The sequence below is a fragment of the Desulfonema magnum genome (genome assembly GCF_017377395.1).
GTDB classification, from domain to species: Bacteria; Desulfobacterota; Desulfobacteria; order Desulfobacterales; family 4be13; genus Desulfonema_C; species Desulfonema_C magnum.
Genome location: NZ_CP061800.1, coordinates 756415 through 780321 on the forward strand (window position 1 = coordinate 756415; position 23907 = coordinate 780321).

At 43.9% G+C, this 23907-nt stretch carries 20 protein-coding genes and 1 pseudogene; 9 read left to right on the forward strand and 12 right to left on the reverse strand.

Features of this window, described 5'->3' with window-relative positions; genetic code table 11:
- Positions 1-60: 60 nt before the first annotated feature.
- The 5 genes from dnm_RS02955 to dnm_RS02975 form a co-directional block, all read right to left on the reverse strand.
- Complete coding sequence (locus dnm_RS02955; protein WP_207681234.1) at positions 61-1002, reverse strand: hypothetical protein; 942 nt, start codon at positions 1000-1002, stop codon at positions 61-63.
- A 520-nt stretch (positions 1003-1522) separates the two neighbouring features.
- On the reverse strand, positions 1523-2179 hold the full coding sequence (locus dnm_RS02960; protein ID WP_207681235.1) for a ferredoxin-like domain-containing protein: 657 nt from the start codon (positions 2177-2179) through the stop codon (positions 1523-1525).
- A 134-nt stretch (positions 2180-2313) separates the two neighbouring features.
- Positions 2314-3267 carry an Rrf2 family transcriptional regulator gene (locus dnm_RS02965; protein ID WP_207681236.1) on the reverse strand — a complete coding sequence of 318 codons (954 nt, stop codon included), beginning with the start codon at positions 3265-3267 and terminating at the stop codon, positions 2314-2316.
- 102 nt (positions 3268-3369) lie between these two features.
- Positions 3370-3714: a hypothetical protein gene (locus dnm_RS02970; RefSeq protein WP_207681237.1), complete on the reverse strand. Its 345-nt coding sequence runs from the start codon at positions 3712-3714 to the stop codon at positions 3370-3372.
- 584 nt (positions 3715-4298) lie between these two features.
- Entirely contained in the window at positions 4299-6938 is a 2640-nt protein-coding gene (locus dnm_RS02975) for a cytochrome ubiquinol oxidase subunit I (RefSeq protein WP_207681238.1), read from the reverse strand.
- Positions 6939-7228: 290 nt separating this feature from the next.
- Here dnm_RS02975 and dnm_RS31115 point away from each other — a divergent pair, with 290 nt between their 5' ends.
- The gene (locus dnm_RS31115; RefSeq protein WP_276571845.1) at positions 7229-7354 is read left to right on the forward strand and encodes a hypothetical protein; all 126 of its coding nucleotides are present in this window, start codon (positions 7229-7231) and stop codon (positions 7352-7354) included.
- Between the two features lie 149 nt (positions 7355-7503).
- Here dnm_RS31115 and dnm_RS02980 read toward each other — a convergent pair whose 3' ends face one another.
- A complete protein-coding gene (locus dnm_RS02980; protein WP_207681239.1) occupies positions 7504-7641 on the reverse strand; it encodes a hypothetical protein in 138 nt (45 codons plus the stop codon).
- 46 nt (positions 7642-7687) lie between these two features.
- On the opposite strand from dnm_RS02980, the gene yedF reads away from it, so the two are divergent.
- A complete protein-coding gene (gene yedF, locus dnm_RS02985; protein ID WP_207681240.1) occupies positions 7688-8284 on the forward strand; it encodes a sulfurtransferase-like selenium metabolism protein YedF in 597 nt (198 codons plus the stop codon).
- A gap of 58 nt (positions 8285-8342) precedes the next feature.
- Here yedF and dnm_RS02990 read toward each other — a convergent pair whose 3' ends face one another.
- Complete coding sequence (locus dnm_RS02990) at positions 8343-9065, reverse strand: LysE family transporter (RefSeq protein ID WP_207681241.1); 723 nt, start codon at positions 9063-9065, stop codon at positions 8343-8345.
- Between the two features lie 107 nt (positions 9066-9172).
- Positions 9173-11407 carry an adenylate/guanylate cyclase domain-containing protein gene (locus dnm_RS02995; RefSeq protein WP_207681242.1) on the reverse strand — a complete coding sequence of 745 codons (2235 nt, stop codon included), beginning with the start codon at positions 11405-11407 and terminating at the stop codon, positions 9173-9175.
- Between the two features lie 329 nt (positions 11408-11736).
- On the opposite strand from dnm_RS02995, the gene dnm_RS03000 reads away from it, so the two are divergent.
- From dnm_RS03000 to dnm_RS03030, 7 genes and pseudogenes are all read left to right on the forward strand, one after another.
- A complete protein-coding gene (locus dnm_RS03000) occupies positions 11737-12663 on the forward strand; it encodes a DHH family phosphoesterase (RefSeq protein ID WP_207681243.1) in 927 nt (308 codons plus the stop codon).
- Positions 12664-13024: 361 nt separating this feature from the next.
- The gene (locus tag dnm_RS03005) at positions 13025-14149 is read left to right on the forward strand and encodes a lytic transglycosylase domain-containing protein (protein ID WP_207681244.1); all 1125 of its coding nucleotides are present in this window, start codon (positions 13025-13027) and stop codon (positions 14147-14149) included.
- 208 nt (positions 14150-14357) lie between these two features.
- Positions 14358-15103 (forward strand): annotated as a pseudogene (locus tag dnm_RS03010) (N-acyl homoserine lactonase family protein).
- Positions 15104-15139: 36 nt separating this feature from the next.
- Positions 15140-15757, forward strand: a complete 618-nt coding sequence (locus tag dnm_RS03015) for a hypothetical protein (protein ID WP_207681245.1) — start codon at positions 15140-15142, stop codon at positions 15755-15757.
- 63 nt (positions 15758-15820) lie between these two features.
- Positions 15821-17068: a competence/damage-inducible protein A gene (locus dnm_RS03020; RefSeq protein WP_207681246.1), complete on the forward strand. Its 1248-nt coding sequence runs from the start codon at positions 15821-15823 to the stop codon at positions 17066-17068.
- 103 nt (positions 17069-17171) lie between these two features.
- Positions 17172-18554, forward strand: coding sequence for an AAA family ATPase (locus tag dnm_RS03025; RefSeq protein ID WP_207681247.1), 1383 nt, complete (start codon positions 17172-17174; stop codon positions 18552-18554).
- Complete coding sequence (locus tag dnm_RS03030; RefSeq protein ID WP_207681248.1) at positions 18544-18726, forward strand: hypothetical protein; 183 nt, start codon at positions 18544-18546, stop codon at positions 18724-18726. The genes dnm_RS03025 and dnm_RS03030 overlap by 11 nt, the downstream gene beginning before the upstream one ends.
- A gap of 218 nt (positions 18727-18944) precedes the next feature.
- Here dnm_RS03030 and dnm_RS03035 read toward each other — a convergent pair whose 3' ends face one another.
- The 4 genes from dnm_RS03035 to dnm_RS03050 all read right to left on the reverse strand — a co-directional run bounded on the left by dnm_RS03035 (position 18945) and on the right by dnm_RS03050 (position 23583).
- Positions 18945-19772, reverse strand: coding sequence for a pentapeptide repeat-containing protein (locus tag dnm_RS03035; protein ID WP_207681249.1), 828 nt, complete (start codon positions 19770-19772; stop codon positions 18945-18947).
- A 415-nt stretch (positions 19773-20187) separates the two neighbouring features.
- On the reverse strand, positions 20188-21480 hold the full coding sequence (locus dnm_RS03040) for a rod shape-determining protein (RefSeq protein WP_207681250.1): 1293 nt from the start codon (positions 21478-21480) through the stop codon (positions 20188-20190).
- Positions 21481-21936: 456 nt separating this feature from the next.
- On the reverse strand, positions 21937-23355 hold the full coding sequence (gene mreB, locus dnm_RS03045) for a rod shape-determining protein MreB (protein WP_207681251.1): 1419 nt from the start codon (positions 23353-23355) through the stop codon (positions 21937-21939).
- 81 nt (positions 23356-23436) lie between these two features.
- A complete protein-coding gene (locus tag dnm_RS03050; RefSeq protein ID WP_207681252.1) occupies positions 23437-23583 on the reverse strand; it encodes a hypothetical protein in 147 nt (48 codons plus the stop codon).
- Between the last annotated feature and the right edge of the window lie 324 nt (positions 23584-23907).

Here is a 23907-nt window from a genome sequence, read left to right on the forward strand (position 1 = left end):
ATATATCCTGACACAAGCAACGCCGGTTTAAGCTTTTTATTTGTTAAAGAGGTTGTTCTCTTAAAATTTGAAGCTGAGTCCTCCTTTGATAATAAAACCACTATAATCAAGAGTCTCTGCCAAAACTCCCGAATTAACAGGTTTACCATTCCAAGTTTCTGGAAAGTTTCCGGTGGGTTCCAAAGAAATATCAGTAAATCTGAGCATGCGATAACCGATTTCCGTGAATAATTCATACCCGAAATCTTTATCGTCCATTACATATTTTATACCCGCCTGACTTAAAAAACCTATGGTATCACCGGATAATTTCAAAGTTCCCGGACGATCACTGACAGTCAGTTTGGCATCAAATACTTCACCTATTTTATAGTACCCCACTCCGATTGGACGTAGATAAACTTGAAAGGATTTCTCTTTGAAAAAAGCAATCTTAGTAGCAATCTTAGTAGCAATCTCAGGAGCAATATAAGCACCTAATACCGGCAATTCCCATTTAGTCGTAACAGAAAAAGATTCTCCTTCCTTTGTGGAAAAGAAATGGATTGTTTCAGAATTTGCGCTCAGATACTCAATTCCGAATATAGGAAGAGTAAGATTTATTTCTTTCAACACAGGAAATTTTTTGGATAATTCTTGGGGACCAAGCTCAACTCCCGCCACAAATCCTCCGTTAATACATTTGTTATTTTCACAAGAGAGCTTTTTGTTGAAATTATCCATTTTAAATCCATTATACCCGGCCCAGAGCTTCACTTTGCTTTTTGTTTTTTTTTCCTCAACAGACCCTTCTTTAGACTCATTCTGTTTCTTCTTCCCTTCCTCTTTTTTCTTGTCTCTTTCCTCTGTTTTATTTTCAGCTATGACAATCGGCTCAGGCTTTTCTTCCGAGATTTCGTATCGGATATCTTTCAAGAGTATCTGAGTAAAACCTTTTCCCGAACAGATATTAAAGAGTAATATAAAACCTACCGACAACAAAGCAATTTTTTTAATTTTCATACTCCTTCCCCCCATTTGTTTAAGATTTTTTCTAAGAGCGTGTTTGAAACGTTCTATAGGGACGGCATTGTAGCATTTTCAAATATGCTCTTAGCATTGGGAGTAATATTCTATAATATAGAGAAATAAATCAATGGGGTGGTGAGAGTATTTTGAGGTAATTTTTACCCCTCTATTCAATATATATTGTTTTCACATTGAAAAGCTTAACCAAAAAACATATGACTTTCATATATCTTCCAAGAGAAACGTAAAAACACGAATACACGAATATAGCCCGACACTGTGCTCCGTTCCTGACCTTATGACATCCCCTCCCGCAGATTGTACGACCTTTCGTATAATCTGCCAGAGTTAGCATTGGATACAAAAACTATGCCGGTTAGACTTATGCCAAACTTCCAGTTTGGCAGACATCGGAAATAAATACCTGATCATAAATTTTCGGACATAAAGACCTCCGAGGTTTTGAAAACCTCGGAGGTCTCTGATAATACCTAAATCCGGGAATCATATCAATTCAGCTCACAGCAGCCTTGAAACCTTCGATCCCCAAACGTTCTATCATTTTGCCGAGACGTTCTCCTTTTTTGGCATTTTCCTGATAATAGATCACCACTTTGTCAATTGCATCCAGTACCGCTTTATCATCCAAACCCTCTGTTAATTTTTCTCCGATACGGGGATTTGTACCGACATTTCCGCCTATGGTCAATGCCCAGCCGTCTTTTTGTCCGATCAGTCCGACATCCCTGACCCAGGATTCCGCGCAACTGAGACGACAACCGGAAACAGCCATTTTAAATTTTCCCGGCAGTTCAAAACCATGATATTTTTTATCCAGTTTCATACCAATGCCAAGGGCATCCTGTTTACCCAATTTGCAAAACGTATTCCCGGGGCATGCCCGGATGCTTCGCACACACAACCCCACTGCCGCTCCCTTATTCAGTCCAAGATCGCCCCAGACGTTGTCAATATCCTCTTCTTTTAATCCCACAATGGCAAGACGGGTGGCACCGGTTATTTTAATGGCCTGAGCATTATATTTTTCGGCCACATCCGCTATCTTTCTCAAAAGTTCGGGCGTTACCACGCCGCATGGAATATGCGGGGCGATGGCATAAGTTTCATTGTCTCTCTGGGGTATGGCACCTTTTTCTCCAAGCTTTAACATTTACTGTCTCCTTATCCTCGTGTTGATATTTTTGCTCGTTACAACGAGCAAACAAATGTTCCAATAACCGGGACAGAATCAGTTCAAAGGCTCCCGAAATGCTCGTCCGGGATCGCAAAACCGCTCGTCCGGATTTATTCAACCCGCAGAAAAGCTTTTGCTTTGACATTACATACAGGACAATTATCAGGGGCTTCATTTTCACAAGTATATCCGCAAACCGAACACACATAATAGCAGTCAACATCCTGAGGCTGGTCCAGATTATCCAGCGCTTTCTGATAAAGTTCAGCATGAATTTGTTCCACTTCATTGGCAAAACGGAAACTCCGTTCCGCCGCCTTATGTTTTTCCTCCTTGGCAGTTTCGATCATTTCCGGATACATATGTCTAAATTCGTGGGTCTCACCGGCAATGGCCTCCTTCAGATTCTCCACAGTGCCATTAACAGCTTTGAGGGCTTTCAGATGCGCATGGGCATGGACTGTCTCAGCTTCGGCAGCCGCTCTGAAAAGTTTTGCGATATGAGGATAATTTTCCTTGTCAGCTTTTTTGGCAAAAGCAAGATATTTTCTGTTGGCCTGGGATTCGCCGGCAAATGCTTCCCAAAGGTTTTCCTGTGTTTTACTCATCATTATCTCCTTTTCTTTAACTGTTTCAGATTCAAAAAAATGATTCATACATGATTTATTGGTCTGAAGATTTTTGAAATTCGCTTCTCTCAGGGTTTCCCTGAGTTTTTTCTGAGCTTTTTGCCAGACAACATGAATGCTGCAATTCGGACTTCTTTTGCATGATTCCGGGTGGCGGATGCAATCATTAAGAAACAGGGTTCCCATCATCACCTCAATAATATCCAGGAGCGTTATTTTTTCCGGGGCCTTTGCCAGCATAAAGCCTCCTTTGGCCCCCTGAACAATGATGATGATGCCGGCGTGTGCCAATTGCTGTGCGACTTTTGCTAAAAATTGTTCCGGAATATCCATTTGCTCGGCAATTTTTTTTTTATTTACAACTACGCCTTCCCCTTTCCATGCCAAATAGTATATACATCGTACTGCATATTCAGCTGCCCGAGTAATTTTCATTATTTTTTTCCATAAAGAAGATTAATAGGATATTATTTGTCCTGTATGATCGATATTTTTTTAAATGTCAAGTAAATTTTTGCATATTTTTTAAAATCACTGTCACTCGATGTTCACGTTTTTTTGATCCGATCCGGCCGGATACAGAACTCTTTTCAGAATAAACAGATGGACAATGTTCAGTTTTTTACTCGTTCCCAGGCTTCTGCCTGGGAACGCATACGGACAGGCTTCTGCCTGGCGTGAGACACGGAGCCGGACAGAACGGGCAAAAGCGGGGCGTTGTCCGCCGATTTTTATTTTTTTCTTTCCGCACTCCGCTGCGGAAACACCTTCCCGCCTGTTCCGTGTCCCGTGTGCTCTGTTCCGCCTCACAGTCCATCCGCATGCGGCAGACTCCGTGATCAGGTGAAAAAAACGGATACGGAGCGGACCTCGTCTTCCCATATGACTTGTCCTGTTCCCGAAGGCGACAGGATATCCGCCGCAGAAGGGCTGATACCCCATATACAGTGTCGAGTATGGGGTCGGGCTGTGGCAAGTATTTAATATCAGACGAATTGCCTGCTTATTTTGGCTTTAAACTGAGCCTGTGTCGCTCTTTTCAGGGCCAAAAAGTGCGACACAGGCCCTGGAAACGCCTGTTTTTAGAAGTGTTTTCTTCATTTTTCAATATGTTGGCGTGGTCCGACCCCAACGGCCCCGACCCCAACGGCCCCACAAAAAACAGTGATGAATCTCATGCATTATCGGTACAAAATTATCAGTAAGCAAGGAAATAAGTACCAGACCATAAGTTTTCGATATTCGAACGGGAAAGAAACCCGGCTTTTTCCCCGGAATGATCCGCCGCCCCTGAAGAAAAAAGCCGGGTTTCTCCGCTATTCGCAGAAAAAAAGATGTATAAAAAACTTTTGATCGGGTACTTACGTTATGAACAAACAAATATCAAGGATTGAGAAAAAGCTCGGGGTTCCGTATTCCAAAAGAATCGCCTGAACTCGGAACTTCGTTTCAATATTTTTCCTCTACTAACGCACATTTCTGAACATATTCAGCGAATTCGGATGATGAACTTCCTCCGCCATATCTATGGTGTGGCACACTTTGCAATTTTTGTTCGCCCCCACAGGATAAGGATTTTTCTGATGCTGGAGCGGCGGTATGTTGTCCCTGTCATTTCCAAAGATATTTGTTGCGGGATACACCGCATGAGGCGACCCGTGACACGCCGCACACATCATCCCCGCATCGTCTGTGCGAAGGCGATAAAGCTGGTCTTCTGCGTTTGTCCACTGGTTGAATTCAGTCTCATCAGTGTCAGGCGCATTAAAATCAGCATGGCAGTTCAGGCAGTCCGGCTCGTTGATCCAGGGCTTTCTCGGCAAAATTTCCTCAACCGTTTCCACTGCCCTGGGCCTGAGATGCTTCATCAGTCTTTTTGTCCCTTTCTTTCGAGCCTGCTTCTCCGCCACAAGAAGACTTAACGCATGATCCTCCAGCTTTCCATGGCAATTGGTGCAATCCAGTTCAAGTTCGTTGTGTATACCTCTGAACCATTTGGTAAAACTTCCTTCTCCTCCCGGATGACACGCCATGCACGCGTCTCCGTATCTGTCCGTAAGATAATTGGCATGAAATCCATGTATCGCGGCTGAAAGATTCAGATTTTTCTTCCCGGAATGACATTCCGCACATTGTTTGGGTTTTCCTTTTTCCGCCATTTCAGCAAGATTGGTTCGGTTTATCCTGTCGTGAACCGCGAGTATATCCTGGGACGCTTCAGAAGAAATCCCCGCGGGGTCATCTGTTTTTCCGCCATGACAGTTTTTACACCCGATCTCTGTTGAAACCGGAGCCACCATTTTTGTTGAAGTAAGCAGATCACCGCTCCTGGCATCCCTTGCCTCAATGGTCATAAGGGGATACGGATTAAAGGTTCCGTCATGTTTATAGGGAAGTAAAGGAATCCCTTTTGCCACATACGCTTCCCGTTCCTCATCATATCCCAGGGTTCCGCTGGTTTTTTTACCATAAATTCCCGTGTCCTGCGGTATTTCTTTGCCCATAAGCGATTTGGAATATTTCCAGAAATCAACGTGATCTGACGGGGTTTCAAATCCTTGTTCAACCCTGTAACTTATTTCCACATCTTCCGTGACCCGTTCAGGGGTCTCCCCCCGCCTCACAAGCTGAACGTAAATCTCATTTCCCGGGGGATTCAGGCTGAAATACTGATCAGTGTCCGAGACAGAAAAAATCCCTTTGCTGCTCCAGGCAAGCAGAACATATTTATCTGTCTCAGGATCAAAACTCGGGATATCAACTGGTAAGGGAACTGGCGAAAAAGATGGTGATTCCTCATCCTTTTTTTTATGCAGTCCGTTTACAATATAAGCAGCAAGTGCTTTCCGCTCTCTGACATTGCCCATGAACGGCGGCATATAGTCGTTGATTTTTCCCATGCCGTTGAGCATGGCATCCATCCCGAACACGGAGAATTTTTCTGTAAGCGGCAGAATATCATTGACCGGCCCGCCCACAGAATGACAAGAAATGCAGAGCAGCCTGAAAATTTCTCCTCCGGCTTCCAACTCGTTGATATCTGTTATCTTTCTGTTTTTTACCCATCGTGCGGATTTCAGTATGCCTGTCTGGCTGATTCTGTCCGCGTCCTTTGCCAGAACCGAATTAGAATAGGTATGCCCGTAAATCAGATAAGGCCGCCTTCCGGCCTCCCGGATCCACTCAAAAGATCCCATGTAAACAAACCCCACAAGCAGCAACACAAACGCGAGTACTTTTTTCACGTTCACCGACATACGGACAGCCATAATAACGCCAATAATAAAGATGAATGGAAAGACCCACACAAAGGTTTTGAGAAAAGGCAGAATTTCAGGAGACCTGCTGAAAATCATGGTCATCTGAGGCTCAGGAAGGCTGGTTGCATACCAGTAAGCCGCCTCAAACAGGAAGAAAAACGGGATTAACAGCCACCACATACAATATCTGATCATGGTTTCCCGGAATGCTTTTTCTTTAAGCCTTATCGATGTAATGAACCCGAAAATTCCCGCGAGCATGAATGCCATGCAGGTTCGGAAGCAAAGGGACGGAAGAAAAGACGGGTTGAAAAATCCGTCCCAGAAATTCTGAGTCGCAAGCCATTTTCCCGGGGTGAGCATAAACGCCACAATGCCGTTGATAAAGAATAATGAAAGCCAGGCAAAGACAAAATACAGCCATCCCACGGTGAGATGCTGTTTTTTTTCCATTTTCCCGAACATATAAAAATATACGAACAGCGTAATGATTTCCCCTGCGAAAAACACCCATTCCGTGGCCCAGGCAAAGACAAATGTGTGGATAAGCTCGGAAGTGACAGACGGATTCAGCAGAGAAATGGTAAACCAGATTCCCACGCCCGTAACTGAGCCGAATACCATGGTCAGGAGCATGAAAAATTTGCTGTGTTTTTTTGTGTAATCAAGAATCGGCTGGGAGTTTTCCCGGTAGCCTTTCATTTCAGTAAGTACAAGAAACAGCCCGCCCCCCACTGCAAAATGGGCCACATAAACATGAAGCGTGGCGATCAGGGCGATCAGAAATCCCCCGCCGAAAAAATCAATATCCCACACAGGATAATGCAATAACCAGTTTGAATTCATACCTCCCCCTTGTTCCTAGGCTCTGCCTCAGCAGCCATTAGATTAAGATAAAATATTAATAACATATTAAAATTTCTTGACCTTAAATTCTAATGGTATAAAATGATTTTTGTTATTGTCCTGTTAGTCATAAGTTCCTGTAACATGCTGAAATCATTTACAGCCAAAAAAAACAGACAGTCTCATTTATTCCCTTTATTTCAAATGGTTACATAAAAAAATTCAAGCGTTCCGAAGTGATTATGACTCACGAATTATTAGCAAAAAATAATATCACACAGGAGGGTGTCATGTCAAAAAAAATTCAGTTCTTCGGAACTGTCAGAGAACCGCTGAATGATCCGTCATTCAGAGATAAGCCTTACAGGCCCGAAATTTTTCACACAGGATCGCAAACTGATGTTCGTCATTCATAGTCGTTCTCCTTATACTGCAAAAAAAGTCTGAAATCCTTACAAGCGGTTATGAATGAATTTTTCGGGGATCCGTCAGGATTGTGCAAGGCGGAAAATTCTCAATTTTTTAAATTTACCTCGGTAAGAGGCTGATTTTAAAAAAACTGTCTTTAACTTATACTTTGATAACGATGACGCTTTACATGGAAATGCAGGGCGGAAGCTTCGCATCCTGATTCCGAGACGCGAAGTGTGGGAATGATATCTCCGAAATTTTTTTCATCTGCTGAATATCTGATGATAACCAATCATAACTGCTTACTGACAACTGACAGCTAAAAAAAGGAGAACAAAATGAAAGAAATAGATGCACGGGGCCTGGCCTGTCCCGCACCTGTTTTGCTTACAAAAACAGCAATAGAGAAAGAACAGGCGAGCCATATCAGAGTGATTGTTGATAACAAAGCATCCAAAGAGAACGTATGCCTGTTTCTCAGCTCCAAAAATTTTGAATCCTCGGTGGAAGAAAAACACGGAGATTTTTATATCACCGCCAAAGGGGAGGGGGGGACTGGCCCGGAGGCAGCTCCGGTTGAAAAAGCAGATCCCGGGGGAAAGAAAATCATGGTCATGGTGGCAACGGATCGCATGGGTTACGGAGATGACGAACTGGGTTTAAAACTCATGATCAGCTTCATAAAGACACTGAAAGAAATGGGATCTGATTTGTGGCGGCTTGTCTTTGTCAACAACGGGGTAAAACTCACTGTAGAAGGCGCTGAAGTATTACCGGACGTGAAAGAACTGGAGGCAGACGGAATACATATCCTGGTCTGCGGAACCTGCCTGAGCCATTTCAACCTTCTGGATCAGAAACAAGTCGGCGAGACCACGAACATGCTGGACATTGTAACAGCCATGCAACTGGCGGATAAAGTCATTAATATCTGAGAGTAATTGGGAATTGGGAATTGAGAATTCTCAATTCCCAATTCCCAATTCTCAATTTTCAATTCTTCATTACCAACGGAGAAATCCCCAGATATACACCAAACAGAATCATAAAAACGCCGCAAAATACCAGTACCCCGTAATAGGCTTTTCTGTCCAGTTTTCGCAGGCCGAAAAAAGCCAGGGTTGAGATAAGCAGATAGCAAATCAGGTCTCCGGCTTCATGGCCCAGAAAAAATGCCAGTAATTTGGGCCATGAGTCAAAAGAGATTTCAAACTGAATCATAAACGCAAGGCCGATGGTTGCCCACCAGACCCACCAGTACGGATTGGACATGGAAACCATGATCCCGCCAATAACCGGATTTTCCAGCCCCTTATTTTCAGGGGAATCTTCTGATGATGTCTGAGTCTGTTTCCCGGGGGAGTTCAGGAAGTCGGTCGGAATGTTGCCAAGATACACATTTCGGACAATGGATAATCCGAAATAAATGAGTATCAGGCCGCCCACAACTCCGATTGCACGCACAACAAAAATATTCTTGAGGATAAAAGAAAACCCCGAAAGCAGTAAAATAATAATTGCCAGTTCAAGTATGGCATGACCCAGTATGATCCATGCTCCCATCAGATACCCCCTGCTGCCAGTGGCTTTGGCAGACTTAATAATGGTGTATGTCAGCAAGGGACCGGGCGACATGGCTCCGGTGAGGGCAACCAGAAAGGAAAAGGAAAAAATTACCCAGAATACAGAAACAAAATTTGTAAATTCGTTTAACATAAAAAATCCTCGATCACGGAAAAAGGAGTGCCAAACTTACAGTTTGGCTCCTCTTGTCTTTTTGCCAAACTGCAAGTTTGGCACTCCTTTTTCTGCTTGTTTATTGATTACTTGGTTTTCATACGGGCAATGCCGTCCCAGTCCTTTCCTGGGGAATTCTTCTTAAATTCCGTACATCTTCGAATATAGAGTTCAGCGGCCTGATCTGATGGAAATTTTTGTTGAATACGTGTAAATATCTTCAATGCCTTATCCCAGTCCTGTTCCAGATAGGCTTGAAAGGCAATATCAAACGCCTCACGCAGTGTCAGGATTTCATCAGGCAGATTTTCTCCCTGCCTTCCGATCAGCTCGTAAATCCTCACCCCTTTTTCTTTTCCTTTGACAGCCACATTATCGAGGGTACGGAACAAAAAGTAATCTGAGACTTTTTCATAAGTGTCCTGAGTGACAATCAGCCGGGTTCCGTAAACCTTATTAATGCCTTCGATACGGCTGGCAAGGTTCACGCTGTCTCCCAGGACAGAATAATTCATCCGCTCATCCGAACCCATGTTTCCCACAATTGTAAGCCCGGTGTGAATACCAAATCGGGTAATAAATGGGGGCTTTCCCTCACTTATCCATTTTTTGTTGAGTTCATCCAATTTCCGATGGCAGTTCAGTGCGGCGCTGCAAGCGAAAATAGCGTGTTCCGGATAATCCACAGGCGCGCCCCAGAACGCCATAATGGCATCTCCGATATATTTGTCAATGGTTCCCCGCTCTCTTAAAATAATATTGGTCAGTTCATTATTGTATTCAAATAACTGAACCATGAGCGATTCGGGAAGCATTTTTTCGGATATATTTGTAAAACCCTGAATATCTGAGAAAAGAATGGTAATTTCCACCTTTTTGCCTCCCAGACGGGCTTCTTCTCCGGTTCGGATGAGCTGACGGACCAGGGTTGAAGGGACATACTTCTCAAAGGCCCTCAGACCTTTCTTCATTGATGCCATTGAATTGTTCATCATCTGAATTTCTTTGATGGTGGAAGTGGTGGTTATCTCTCCGTCAAGTTCAAGTTTTTCAATTTTTTTGGCTTCTTCAGTCAGGGCATTAATCGGTTTGGAAATACTGCTGGAAATGACTTTTGCGATAAAAACAGAAATCAGCAGAACCACAAAGGAAATAAGAACCACCACCCGCCTCATGTGAATAAGGGGGCCGAGAAAATCATCCTCAGGTACGATAACACCAATTTTCCATTCTTTACCAAAGCTTTCGCCTAAATTCGTAAATGATCCTAAATACCGTTTTCCCTCACTTTCAAACTCAACCCGGCCTGCCCCGGTTTTTTTATGTTCCTGAAAAGACGCCGTGACCCAGGCTTTGTTCAATTCGTCAATACGGGCAGGACGCAATTTCCCATCTGCTCCCTTTTGTACAAGACGAGATGCGTCCGGATAAGCAATAATCTCATTTTTTTTATTGATGATGTATGCAATACCTGTCTTCCCAATTTTAAGTCCATTTAAAAAAGTGGATATTTCATTTAATGCAATATCCAAGCTGAAAACACCGGTGACAACATCTCCGGACATAATAGGATAAGCAGTGGCAATGCCGGGGGCATGATCTGAAAAGAAAATATACACATCCGTCCAGTAGGTTCCGCGCTGATTTTTGGCTCCTTTATACCAAGGCCGGCCGGTGGGATCGTATTTCACATCGGTGCTTTCTTCGGTTTTTTCTATCACGCCGTTTTTATTTCTGTATTTCCAGGTGACCGTTGGCGGTGTTACGGCCCGATTGATGATTTTTGTGCCCATTTTACCGTCCGGTAATTTCTTGGGCATCATGAAATTTCCCTTTTCATCAGCAATATTCGCCATTGCCAACTGAGGGAAAGATTTTAATAAATGGATGCCGTAAGATTCCAACAAATCATCGTCTATAACAGAGAGGACACCGGATTCGCTGTCAGATTCAGGGGCAATGGTAATCAGCGGTTTAAGTTTTACTTTATGATCTCCTTCGTCTGATATCTGGTCTGAAAGATTGAAACGAGGTTCAAAAGCCCCGTTTTCAAAAAGTTGTGTACTCAGTTTCGCCATCACAGAGGCCGGGGTCAGATAGTTTATCACTTTTTCCTTTACCATCTCCGTCACCTGGCTCATCTGATCGTCTGATATTTCCGTAAGGGCTTTTGAATACTGATGCCAGATATATCCGACAATGGCAATTACGGTAATCACGAGCAGACAGGCAATGGAGGTAAAAATATAAAGTCCGAAAGTCTGATTTTTAAAAATTGAGGGACGAGCCTTTTCTGAAATATTAAGCGGCTGTTCTGACATAATAATTTTCTCCCATAGTAACTGTTGTGGCATATTTTCCACAATTACAATTAATTACCCGAAAAACGGATATGTCTGTAGCCTATAAATTTATTAATAAGGATAATCTTATTGCATTAAATGAGGTTTTATGCAATGCAAAAATTTATTATGAGATTTATTCTGTTTGATTTTTTTCAGTGAATCACTGACGGCTCGCTCTTTTCTTGACAAACTCCCTTGTTTTCTATTATATTAAAATAAAAAAAATTATAACTTATGGCGTTACAGACTGACCATAACCATATATTAACGACAATCGCCTGAAAAAAATAACAAAGGAGCCAATTATGCGTCTGTTAACAAGATCCGATTTCGATGGCCTTGCATGTGGCGTCTTACTGGTGGAAGCCGGAATTGTTGATGAATATAAATTTGTACATCCCAAGGATATTCAAGACAGTAAGATTGAAGTTACAAAAAATGATGTCCTTGCAAATATTCCTTATATTCCGGGGTGCGGGCTCTGGTTTGATCATCATTCCAGCGAACAGGAGCGGATGAAACTGATGGGGCAATTTCAATACAAGGGAAAAAGTTGCGATGCCCCGAGCTGTGCCAGAGTGATATATGATTACTATGGCGGAGCAGAAAAATTTTCCAAATTTGACAAAAGCGGTCTGATGGCGGCTGTTGACAAAGTGGACAGCGGGCAGTTAAGCATTGAGGAGATTGCATTCCCCACCGAGTGGACAGCACTTGCTTTTATGATGGACCCGCGCACGGGTCTCGGACGTTATAAGGACTACCGGATTTCCAATTATCAGCTCATGGAGGATATGATTAAATATTGCCGGACCATGACCATTCATGAAATTTTGGCGGTCACAGATGTCCGGGAACGGATGACACGGTATTTTAAGCAGGAAAAACTCTATGAGGAGATGGTTCGAAAAAACAGCACTGTTGATGGGAATGTGCTTATTATTGACCTCCATCATCTGGATCAGATCATGACAGGAAACCGGTTTAAGGAATACATTCTTTTCCCCGAACAAAACATTTCTGTCAGAATCATATGGGGGCTTAAAAAGCAAAATATGGTGTTTACCTGCGGCCGCAGTGTCACCAACCGAACGTCAAAGACTGACATCGGATCACTGATGCTCAGGTACGGCGGCGGAGGCCACAGAACCGTAGGCACATGCCAGGTTCCGGTAGATGACTGGGAGAGGGTCAGGGATGAAATCGTGGCGAAAATGAAAGCGGACGGATAGGCTGAGAATTGAGAATTATGATTCTGCTTTCATGTTTCGTTATAATTCGGAATGGCTATTTATGAAAATATGTTTCCTCTGTTCTGACAAACATGATCTTAATTGCTGGCAATCTTTCTTTGACACCATAATTTATTCGGTTTTAAAAAAAATGAGTAGTTAACATGTTGCAATTCATCAGATATTTAGGCATCAGCATATCACCTGCCAAACTGAGTGTTGCGAAAACAGACGTTTCTTCCGAATTTTTTTCACAAACACAGTTTCTCAAAGATTTTTAACAGCGTGTTCATTCTGCCTGATGATATCTGGCTTCTGAGTGATCGCAAGCCCCGAAACTTAAAATTATGCGAGGCATGCTATGCTACGAAACGTATTACTGTTTTTTTGTATTGTATTTATGGCCGGAATAACGGCCGACCGGACCGAGGCTTTTGAACCTTCCCGTTTTCCTTCGCTGATTTCCAGTATTAAAATCAGCCCCCCTGTGGATTTTTGCGGCGAGCCGGTTCCCCTTGATGATCCTTTGGTTTATGAGGGACTGGAAAAGGAACTCCTGCTTTTTTTATGGCGCCGTTCCCAGGTCATTCTCTGGCTGAAACGAACCGGCCGCTATATGCCGTACCTTGAAAAAATGTTGAAAAAGAACGGTCTGCCTGATGATCTTAAATATTCGGCAGTGGTGGAAAGTTCTTTACTCCCGCATATACGCTCATCCAAATATGCAACCGGGTTGTGGCAGTTTATAAAATCCACAGGCATCAGATACGGTCTGAGGATTGATTCAAAAATTGATGAACGCAGAAATATCTATAAAGCCACAGAAGCTGCCACAAAGTACCTGAGGAAACTTTATGGTGATTTCGGATCATGGACCCTGGCTGTTGCTGCTTATAACATGGGAGAAGCAGGACTGAAATCGAGGATTAAATTCCAGAAAACAGATGATTTTTATCATCTTTATCTTCCTTTGGAGACCCAGCAGCATCTTCTCAGGATTGTTGCTGTGAAACTGATTTTGTCTGATCCTGAAAAATACGGGTTTCATTTCAGAAAAGAGGATTTTTATTCTCCCCTCAAGTTTGACACTGTCCGGATAGACTGTTCCGAAGAAGTTCCTCTTCCGATAATTGCAGATGCCTCGAAAACATACTACAAAACCATAAGAGATATGAACCCTGAAATCAGGGATCGGAAGCTGGGCAAAGGAACCTATTCCCTTGCTGTTCCCAAAGGGGCTGCCAAAGGTTTTCAGGCCCGGTTTAAAAGGCTTTTTAATGAATACCTCGCAGAGAAAAAGGAAAATAAGCCAAAGGTCGTCAAACATACAAAGAAGCGGAAAAAAATCTATGTGGTCAGAAGAGGAGACAGCCTTTCCAATATTGCTGCCAAATTCAATGTTCCGATGTCCAAAATTCTCAGGTGGAATCAGTTAAGACATAAAAATCACATTGTCCCGGGACAGCGTCTGATCATCCGTCCTTAATGATGCAGCCGTTCACTCGCGCCGGGGTGCCAAACTGCAAGTTCGGCACTCCGGATATTAAAAAATGGTAGTCCTGAAAAGGTAGTGATGAATCCTGTTCAGTCCTCCGATTATCAGGACACTGAATCTCATTCATCACTACTTGTGCAGAACTACCTAAAAAATAACTGTCTGATGAGAAAGGAAAATTTTAAAAGAAGGAAAAAAAATGAGCCTGTATAAAATTCATCCCATTGTCATGGGAACCAAGATTTTTGACAAAACCATGATGACATATCAGCATGGCTACGGCGAACAGTATGTCATCCCCATTTATTGCTGGTACATAGAAGGCGGAGAGCAGAAAATTCTTGTGGACACAGGGGAAATGAATCCCATACAATCCGCGGAAAGAGAAGACGCTGTCCGCGGAAAGATTTATACGTTCGAGGAGGGCCTGGCGCGCTGGAACCTGACGCCGGAGGATATTGATATTGTCATTCATACGCATCTGCATAATGATCATTGCGAAAACGATTACAAATGTGTGAACGCTGAATTTTATGTGCATGAAAAGGAAATGGAGAGGATTCACAATCCTCATCCTTTGGATTTCCGCTATTTGGAAGACTATATCGAAGATGTGGAGGAAAACGGGCAAATCAGAACCATAAGTGAAGATATGGAAATTCTTCCGGGGATCCGGGTGATTCATACGCCTGTTCATACAGACGGGGGGCTCACAGTATTGATAAACACATCTCAGGGCACAGCAGCCATAACAGGATTCTGCGTGATTGATGAGAACTTTAATCCGCCTAAGGAAATAAAAGCCATGGAAATGGATGTCATCCCCCGGGAACCCATGTCAATGTGTATGAGGCATATGATATCATGCTCAATGTTAAAAAACAGGCAGATATATTGATTCCGTTGCATGAACCTCAGTTTGCGTGTGCAGATACAATTCCTTAATTTATTGTTTTACGGGATCGGAAAGAAAGGGTTACAATGGGACTTTCACTGCATTATCGGGGCAAGTTGGCTGATATTCAGGATGTCAAAGCGGTTTGTAAGACACTGACTGATATCGCTTCCAAAATGAACTGGCGGTGGGTTTCTCTGGATGAAGACTGGACAAAACTGGCAGATGCGAAACTGAAGGTTACAGAGAAGGGCGCAGAGATCATGGGACATCTTCCGTTAAAAGGTGTGAGTCTCACCGTGGATCCGAAATCTGAATCCGTGTCGTTCTTCTTTGATTCTGAGGGCAATCTTTGTGATCCGCTGAATCTGATAATGATCACAGAGGGGCATTTGGAACCGGAAGACGCGTGGATTTCCGTAAAAACACAGTTTTCTTCTCCGGAAACACATATCCGCATTATTGGGCTATTGCAATATCTTAAAAAACATTATATTCCTGACTTGCAGGTTTTTGACGAGGGCGAATATTGGGAAACGGGTGATTTTGAAATCCTTAAAGAAAAAATGGACTTCATTGCTGATAAAATTGAAGCTGTCGCCAACACACTTTCCCTTGTCAGTTCCGGGCATATTTCCAAATATTCACCTGAAGAACTGGCTTTGATGATTGAAAAAATAATAGAAGTGAAAACTGAGGAATGAGAAGTGAGAAGTGAGAAGTGAGAGATTTTTCACTTCTCACTTCTCATTTCTCACTTTGAAACTATGATTGCAGAAATTATTTCCACTGGTGATGAAATCCGTTCCGGCGCATTGGTTGACAGCAACTCTGCTCATATAGCACAAAAGCTTGAGGAGACAGGACTTGAGGTTGTTCGGCATACCTGCGTGGGAGATGACCCTGACATGCTTGAAGCTGTGTTCAGAGAAATTGGCGGCCGGTCAGATATTGCCGTCGTAACAGGCGGTCTGGGCCCCACAACAGACGATCTGACAGCACAGGCAGCCGCAAACGCGGCAGGGGTGAGTCTGGCGGTTGACAATACCGCACTCAGTTCTGTTGAAGCATTTTTTAAGCAACGAAATTTTTCCATGAGTCCCTCAAACAAAAAACAGGCCATGCTGCCGGAGGGCGCGGACTGTCTTTATAATCCGGTCGGCAGCGCGCCGGGCTTTGTTTTGAAAATCGGCAACTGTCAGTTTTTCTTTGTCCCGGGGGTTCCTTTTGAAATGCGGAAAATGATCTCAGACAGTGTTCTGCCCCGCATAGAAAAACTTCAGGGGGGGAACAGAAACTTCTGTATGGTAAAAACCATTTCAACCTTTGGCCTGACTGAATCCGCGACAGGAGAACGTCTGGCAGGTCTGACAGAAGAATTTCCCGGAATAAGACTGGGGCTGCGCGCCAAATTCCCGGAGATTCAGGTAAAGCTTTATGCAAACGGGGAAGATGAAGACACACTCGGAGAACTGATCGAAAATGCTGCCAAACGGGTATTGCAGAAAACAGGGAAAAAGGCATTTTCCTCTGACGGCACTCCCATGGAAGCTGTGGTGGGTGATCTTCTTAACAAAAAAAACGCGACGCTGGCAGTGGCCGAAAGCTGTACCGGCGGCCTTATTTCCCACTGGATGACCAATGTGGCCGGAAGTTCGGATTATTTTCTTTTTTCAGGCGTCACCTATTCGAACGATGCGAAAATAAACGTGCTTGGTGTGTCACCGGATACATTGCGACAATATGGTGCGGTCCATGAGGAAACTGCAAAGGAAATGGCAGAGGGCGCACGGCGTGTGGCCGGGGCTGTTTATGGCCTGTCAACAAGCGGTATTGCAGGACCCGGGGGCGGAACTGATGAGAAGCCTGTAGGCACAGTGTGCATTGGGCTTGCCGCTCCCGAAGGCGTAAAAGGACTGCGATTTAACTTCTCTTTTGGCCGCAGGGCCATGAATAAAACGATTTTTGCCATGACTGCCCTTGATTTTTTGCGGCGGGAGCTTTTGGTGTCTTAATCCTGCTTTCGCAGGAATATTCAAAGACTTGGGAGGTTTCGAAAATCTCCCAAGTCTGATGCCGGATTTATACCCGGTACTTAAGCAAAAAGGAGTTTATAAGATGAGACTCTTAAAAGTTCATGTTCATGCGTATCGGTGTCTCGAAGATGTTGTCATCAACTTTGAGCCGGATATAAAGCCCCAGGTTTTTCCAATTGGCGGGGAGAACGGGAGCGGGAAGAGTACGCTGTTGCAGTTGATATTTGCTCTGTTGCACTGCTCCCGCCACCCTGAACGACGTGATTTTCTGAATCATGCCATAAAACATACGAAAAAACCTTATGAAAAATGGGCACTCACCCGGATTTGCATCGCAAAAATAGAACTGTTGCATCAGAAGCAACGGGTAGAATTCGAGTTTTTTCTTAAACCTCTTAGCACCAGCCCTGAAGTCGAAATCGGAAAAATGATGGAGACAATCACAGCCAAAAGAAGAAGATACAGAGAGATAAAAACTGGTCTGCAAAAGGTCCGACGCTCATCAGCGGTTATTGATCTGGAAGATGTCAGGAATGGGAACAAAAATCCGCTGGAAGTTCTTACGTTCTTATTCCAATCGGAGGCAGACAGGCAATCTTATGAAAAGATTATCCAGGAATCCGAACACTTGAAGTCAGATTTAGAATCCCTTGAAAATGAACTCAGTCAGAGACTCGAAGCATTCAAACCGTTATTCTTAAATGTTGTGAATCTTCCTGCTGAAGACAAAAATTATGACTACGGACTGTTCTGCCAAGGTTCCTGTGACGACTCTCTCGCCAAAAAAGTCCTGGATTATGCAAGCGAGCATGTCTTTCTGGCAGGGCAACCGACTCAGCCCTATCTTTTTCTTGAGGATGATACCATACAGGAACTTTTTAAATCCGAGGGAAATTATGAAAGGTCTTTGGGAGAGGTCAGACATTTTTTGCCCAATTTTTACAATTACAGCCCGTTTTCTGTGTTAAAAATTCTTGAAGCGCTTCAGGATGCCAGAGACAAGGATTTTCAGGAAGTCAATAAAACAGGAACCTATGGAAATGCTTACAATTCCCTGGTTAAGGAACTGAAAACCTTATTGGGAGAAGAAAAGGAAATTTCAGCAACACCGAAAATGGATGCCATTACGGTGCGTTGCAAAACGTCTGGAAACACTTATCTCGAACTGGGGCCGGAAGATCTGAGTCATGGCGAACTCAAGCGGGCAAGTCTTTATTCATGGATCAGGCACAGGGAAATCAACAATGCCATCGTCCTGATTGACGAAATCGAAAACGGCCTCCATCCGGACTGGCAATATGAAATTGTTCGGGAACTGGCCTCCTGGGGCACAAACAACCAGTATCTTCTCGCGACCCATTCTTTTTATCTTTGTGAGGCACTGACCCCTCGTCATGTAAAGGAACTTGAACCCCGACTCGCTGATCCTGTTGCAAAGAAAAAGGAGCATGGAATTGACCCCTGAATATAGGGAAGTTTTCTGTCGGAAGCTTCTGGGTCACAGGAGAATCAAGGGATGTATCGTGATTCTGTGTGAGGGAAACATTGATTATCTGAATATTCATACTCCCCAGCAGATGAGAACACTTGAAAAATTTCTGATTATAACGGATTTAGGGGATGGCGCAACGTCCTGAAATTATTAGATACCAAAATATGAAATCTGTCCGTCCCGGGGTTGTGAGAACCGGAAATCCTGGATATTTGTCCTTTCGGAAACCGCCGTCCGCCGGACATGTCCGCCCGGAACCCTGTGAAAACGGGATGTCGCGGGCGGCCTCCCGAAATCCGGGGCCTCCCCTAAATCCGTTATAATCAGAAAAAGGGGATGTATAAAAAACTTTTGATCGGGTACTTACATTACCGCAGATGAAAGCGGATAAGTGACAGAGAATACAGCCGGTCTTTCCAACAGGTGAGGACAGATACTCTTTATCCGCGCCTTCAGTTTCATGTCAAAATCACAATTATAGAGTGTTCTTACCTCAGACAACTGCCTTACTGTCACCCCTTTGGCTTTCTGAAATTTCACGCCTATGAAATTCGTCGCGATAAGAACAGCGCCGCTGAGGTCCGCTTCATAAAGCAAGGCATTACGCAGGTCTGCTCTCCAGAGATCCGCATCCCGGAGATTGGCCTTCCACAGCAGCGCATTTTGAAGGTTCGCACCTGTAAGATCGGCTCCGTGAAGATCAGCTTCATGAAGATCCGTGTTCATGAAGTTGCTTCTCCAAAGATCCGCTTGTCGGATGACAGCGTTCTGAAGATTCGCCCCCGTAAGCTCTGTTTGTTGAAGATTTGCTCCTGTGAGATCGGCGTTCCGGAGATTTGCTCCCCACAGGCACGCGTTCTGAAGCATCGCTCCCTGTAAGTTTGCTCCCTGTAAATCTGCTTTCATGAGGTTTGCATTCTGAAGATTCGCATTCTGAAGGTTGGCTTCCCGGAGATTGGCATGCCGGAGGTTGGTATTCCGAAGGTCAGCGTCTTTGAAATTCACCTGCATGAGTACGGCGTTTTCAAGGTTTGCTCTCCAGAGGTCAGCACCCCGAAGGTTTGCCTTCCAGAGTACGGCATTTCGGAGGTCGGCTTTCAGCAGGTCCGCCCCCCCGAGTTCCGCCCCCTGAAGCATGGCATTTGACAGTTCGGCTTCCCAGAAATTTGTTTCCCATAGTCTATTCTTCATGAACATCTCCTTTTCAGACCTTGCAAACCTGTAACTTGATAATCCACACAACTTTCTGATTATAACGGATTTAGGGGAGGCTGGCAAAGCCCCGCGCGGGGGCGGCATATTTGTAGCAAATCATGTTGCAAATATGCCGCACTTACAGGGCGAGGCGGGGCAATACTGCTGACTTAACAGCAGGCGAATTTTTCCGGAGTGCGAAAAATGCTTTTTCGCAATTGCAAAAATAAAATTTTTGCACTCCGGATCCGCCCGGAACTTCTTAAGGAACGTAGGGTGGGTGAAGCGAAGCGTAACCCACCGCACTACATTTTTGTATCGGGTATATTATTTATTTCAAGTGCGGTGGGTTACGCTTCGCTTCACCCACCCTACATTTTTGTATCGGGTATATTATTTATTTCAAGCTCCTTTATTTGACCGCAACCAGTTTGAGGATGTTCTTACTGTCAAGAATTTTACCCGAGCCAATCGCCACCGTCAGCAAGGGAGAGGCATCTGTTCTTACAGGGAGCCTGGTTATCTCATTGATATATTTGTCCAGATTTTTTAACAAGGCAACACCGCCTGTCAGCACAATTCCCCTGTCAATAATATCTGCTGCCAGCTCCGGAGGCGTTTTCTCCAAAACACCCCTGACCGCCTCAGCAATAGCATTTATCTGATCTGAAATCGCTTCCCGAACCTCTTCGGAAGTGATGGTAAGAATATTCGGTTTTCCTGAAACAAGGTCTCTGCCTTTGATTTCCATAGTTTCGGGTTTGTCAATATCAGGACAGGCGTTTCCGATGGTTATTTTAAGCCGTTCAGCGGTAGCCATGCCAATGATAAAATTATATTTTTTTTTAATATAGTGAATAATTGCGCTGTCCATTTCATCACCGGCAATCCTGAGGGATCTGCCGGAAACAATACCGGCAAGAGATATCACCGCGACTTCAGTTGTGCCGCCGCCGATATCAATGACCATATTGCACCGGGGTTCGGTAACCAAAAGCTTTGCTCCGACTGCCGCGGCCATAGGCTCCTGAATCAGAAAAACTTCTCTTGCCCCGGCTTGTTCCGCAGCCTCTTTCACCGCACGTTTTTCAACCGAGGTGAGTCCGGAAGGAATTGCAATAACGATTCTCGGTTTGGACAAAGCCAGACCCTCACGCACCTTTTTTATAAAATGCTTCAGCATGAGTCCCGCGACTTCAAAATTGGTAATCACTCCGTCCCGCAGGGGACGAATTGCAGAGATATTCGGAGGAACCTTTCCCAACATTTTTTTTGCATCCATGCCCACCGCCAAAACCTCCTGTTTTTCTCTTCCGTTTTTATGTAAAGCCACCACTGAAGGCTCATTTAAGACAATCCCTTTTTGTTTCATATAAACAACAGTATTCGCGGTACCAAGGTCAATGGCCAGGTCTTTTGAAAATATGTTTAAAAAACAATTTATTATTCCATGTGAGGGGGGCTTGGTAACAGGTTTTGTCACAGGATCCTTTTGAGGACGGATTCCTTTGTTCTCTTTCGCAGAATGCGTCAGGGGGTTTATTAAATTATCCTGTGGCACTTCTGTGGAAACTTTTCGGGTTTTATAATCCTTATAGGATATAATTTCAATAGGTTGAATATGAGGGGGGGCAAGATCATCTGTGACGGAGAGTTCATCATTTTTACAGACCTCATTCCGGGCTTCCTGTTTTTTTGTTAGCATGTAAACCTCCGGGTCCTTTCGTTGGTATTTCAGAAAGGGTAGGGTAAATAAGATTTTCCCTGAGAGGAGCAATTCTCCTCTGGTTATTTATGGTCTTATCTGATCCGTCAGAAAGACAATTTCAGCAGCTGGAAAAAGTCGTCGTTCCGTGTCCGGGCGGTTTGTTATTTATGCGAAATTCTCCGTTTTTGCACAAACCGTCTGAACGCTGAGTTAGGAACTTTGCCTGAATTTTCAGTCATCTTTTCTCTGCTGAGTTCAGAACGGAGTTTTATACTCTTAATACAATGCCTGGGGGAACTTATTTACACCTCACGCCTTAATTTTTTTTAAATCACAGCCATTGCGAAAACCGTATTCTTAAAAAACATTCATACCATTCTTTGCGTCGCAGACATACACGGATTGAACCGACGGATTATTTTTCGCAATTGGCATAATATCCAAAAAATAAATCTAACTAATGATAACCTTGTCAAGAAGTTCAATACTGTCAAGGGCTTTGCCCGAACCAATCGCCACTGTTGATAAAGGATTATCCGCGATTGTTATGGGAAGGCCGGTTTCCTCGCTGAGAAATTTGTCCAGATTCTTTAACAACGCGACACCGCCGGTTAATACAATTCCGCTTTTGACAACATCCGAAGCCAGTTCCTGGGGAGTGCGGTCCAGAACCAGTTTTATTGTTTCAAGAATGGCATTTATCTGATCGAATATTGCCTCCCGGATTTCCTCGGAATCAACAGAGAAAATTCTGGGTTTTCCCAACAAAAGGTCCCAGCCTTTGACTTCCATGACTTCGGAAATTTTAGCCTCAGGATATGCGTTCCCAATTGTCTGCTTAATTTTTTCAGCTGTTTTTTCGCCAATGATAAAATTATATTTTTTTTTAAGATATCGGATAATGGCATCATCCATCTTATCACCGGCCACCCTGAGCGATTTGCTGGAAACAATACCGGCAAGAGAGATCACCGCGACTTCTGTGGTGCCGCCGCCGATATCAACCACCATATTGCATCGGGGTTCGGTAACTGCGAGATTCGCTCCGATTGCCGCGGCCATGGGTTCTTCAATGAGGAAGACTTCCCGGGCACCGGCCTGTTGAGCGGCCTGTCTGACCGCACGCTTTTCAACCGGGGTAATTCCGAAGGGAATTGCAATAATAACCCGCGGTCTGAAAAATGTGGCTCCGTCACGCGCTTTTCTTATAAAATGCTTCAGCATGGCTCCTGCTGCTTCAAAATCAGCAATCACTCCGTCCCGCATGGGACGAATGGCTTTGATATTCGCAGGTGTCTTGCCCAGCATTTTTTTCGCGTCCTTTCCAACCGCCAGAATCCGCCGCTCCATCCTGTTATCTGTGTATAACGCAATCACTGAAGGCTCATCAAGGACAATACCTTTTCGTTTCATGTAAACAAGGGTGTTCGCAGTGCCAAGATCAATGGCCAGGTCTTTTGAAAACAGGCTGAAAAAGGAATTCATCAGCCCGTAAGAGCGGAAACCGGAAACAGACTTTGCACCGGTGTCCTTTTGGGACTTTGTTTTATGATTTTCCCTTGAATTTGCTGATATTTTTTCCTTCCCGACAGAGGTTTTCAGTTTCTGATAGCATTCAGAACAGATAATATAACTGTTATGTACATGCGGAGTCTCAAGTCTGCCTATCTTACGTTCGCAATTTTTACATATTCTCTGACAATCTTTCTGAGTGTCTTCCTGCTTTTCTTGCGGATCAATCTTTGTCTGGGATTTCTTTTTTAAAAAAAAACGACTGTTACACTTAATACATCGCACATAAGCGCCCTTCTCAGGAATCTTCGAGTCTGGGACGTTATAGACAGTTTCACATTTCAGGCATCGGACTTTCATTAATTATCACTCCTATTTTTTTAAAAATAGGTCAGAAGGACATATTTACAAGGTATTTATTTCATAAAGCAAGGGAATAATTCAATGGGGCGGAAAGAGTATTTCCAGGTGGCAATATTCCCCTTCTCCGGCAGAGGGATTCTTTTTTCTGCCATCCATTCGTTGTGAAAGCGGTTGTCCTGATCTAAGCGCTTTAAAGAATTCATTTTTTGCTATTATTTTTTCCATCTGTTGTTCCCTCCCAATACTGTTGACTTAAGCGTAAGCGGATTTTCCGGTGTTTTCTCCGGAGTGCGAAAAATGCTTTTTCGCAGGCGAAAAAATATAATTTTTGCACTCCGGATCCTTTCGGAACTGCCTGAGTCAGCAGCATTGCCCTTCCCTTCCTCCCTTCGACAAGCTCAGGGAACGCCGTGATGTGCCTGCCGAAAATAAGGCAGTGCCCTGAACTTGTCGAAGGCCAATCGGTTTTCAGAAAACATGAATTCAGTTTATAAAATATATATTGTTTATTTAATGGCTTAATACTTGACATAATCTCTTGGTTTCCTT

Coding starts and splice junctions, on each gene's coding strand:
- yedF (WP_207681240.1), top strand. CDS start 7,688: ATGAAAGAAATAGATGCACGGGGCCTGGCCTGTCCCGCACCTGTTTTG.
- dnm_RS03020 (WP_207681246.1), top strand. CDS start 15,821: ATGATTGCAGAAATTATTTCCACTGGTGATGAAATCCGTTCCGGCGCA.
- dnm_RS03050 (WP_207681252.1), bottom strand. CDS start 23,583: ATGGAAAAAATAATAGCAAAAAATGAATTCTTTAAAGCGCTTAGATCA.
- dnm_RS03035 (WP_207681249.1), bottom strand. CDS start 19,772: ATGAAGAATAGACTATGGGAAACAAATTTCTGGGAAGCCGAACTGTCA.
- dnm_RS02995 (WP_207681242.1), bottom strand. CDS start 11,407: ATGTCAGAACAGCCGCTTAATATTTCAGAAAAGGCTCGTCCCTCAATT.
- dnm_RS02960 (WP_207681235.1), bottom strand. CDS start 2,179: ATGTTAAAGCTTGGAGAAAAAGGTGCCATACCCCAGAGAGACAATGAA.
- dnm_RS02970 (WP_207681237.1), bottom strand. CDS start 3,714: ATGGGAAGACGAGGTCCGCTCCGTATCCGTTTTTTTCACCTGATCACG.
- dnm_RS03015 (WP_207681245.1), top strand. CDS start 15,140: ATGGGACTTTCACTGCATTATCGGGGCAAGTTGGCTGATATTCAGGAT.
- dnm_RS02955 (WP_207681234.1), bottom strand. CDS start 1,002: ATGAAAATTAAAAAAATTGCTTTGTTGTCGGTAGGTTTTATATTACTC.
- dnm_RS03040 (WP_207681250.1), bottom strand. CDS start 21,480: ATGCTAACAAAAAAACAGGAAGCCCGGAATGAGGTCTGTAAAAATGAT.
- dnm_RS03005 (WP_207681244.1), top strand. CDS start 13,025: ATGCTACGAAACGTATTACTGTTTTTTTGTATTGTATTTATGGCCGGA.
- dnm_RS03000 (WP_207681243.1), top strand. CDS start 11,737: ATGCGTCTGTTAACAAGATCCGATTTCGATGGCCTTGCATGTGGCGTC.
- dnm_RS03025 (WP_207681247.1), top strand. CDS start 17,172: ATGAGACTCTTAAAAGTTCATGTTCATGCGTATCGGTGTCTCGAAGAT.
- dnm_RS02990 (WP_207681241.1), bottom strand. CDS start 9,065: ATGTTAAACGAATTTACAAATTTTGTTTCTGTATTCTGGGTAATTTTT.
- dnm_RS02965 (WP_207681236.1), bottom strand. CDS start 3,267: ATGAAAATTACTCGGGCAGCTGAATATGCAGTACGATGTATATACTAT.
- dnm_RS31115 (WP_276571845.1), top strand. CDS start 7,229: ATGTCAAAAAAAATTCAGTTCTTCGGAACTGTCAGAGAACCGCTGAAT.
- mreB (WP_207681251.1), bottom strand. CDS start 23,355: ATGAAAGTCCGATGCCTGAAATGTGAAACTGTCTATAACGTCCCAGAC.
- dnm_RS02975 (WP_207681238.1), bottom strand. CDS start 6,938: ATGAATTCAAACTGGTTATTGCATTATCCTGTGTGGGATATTGATTTT.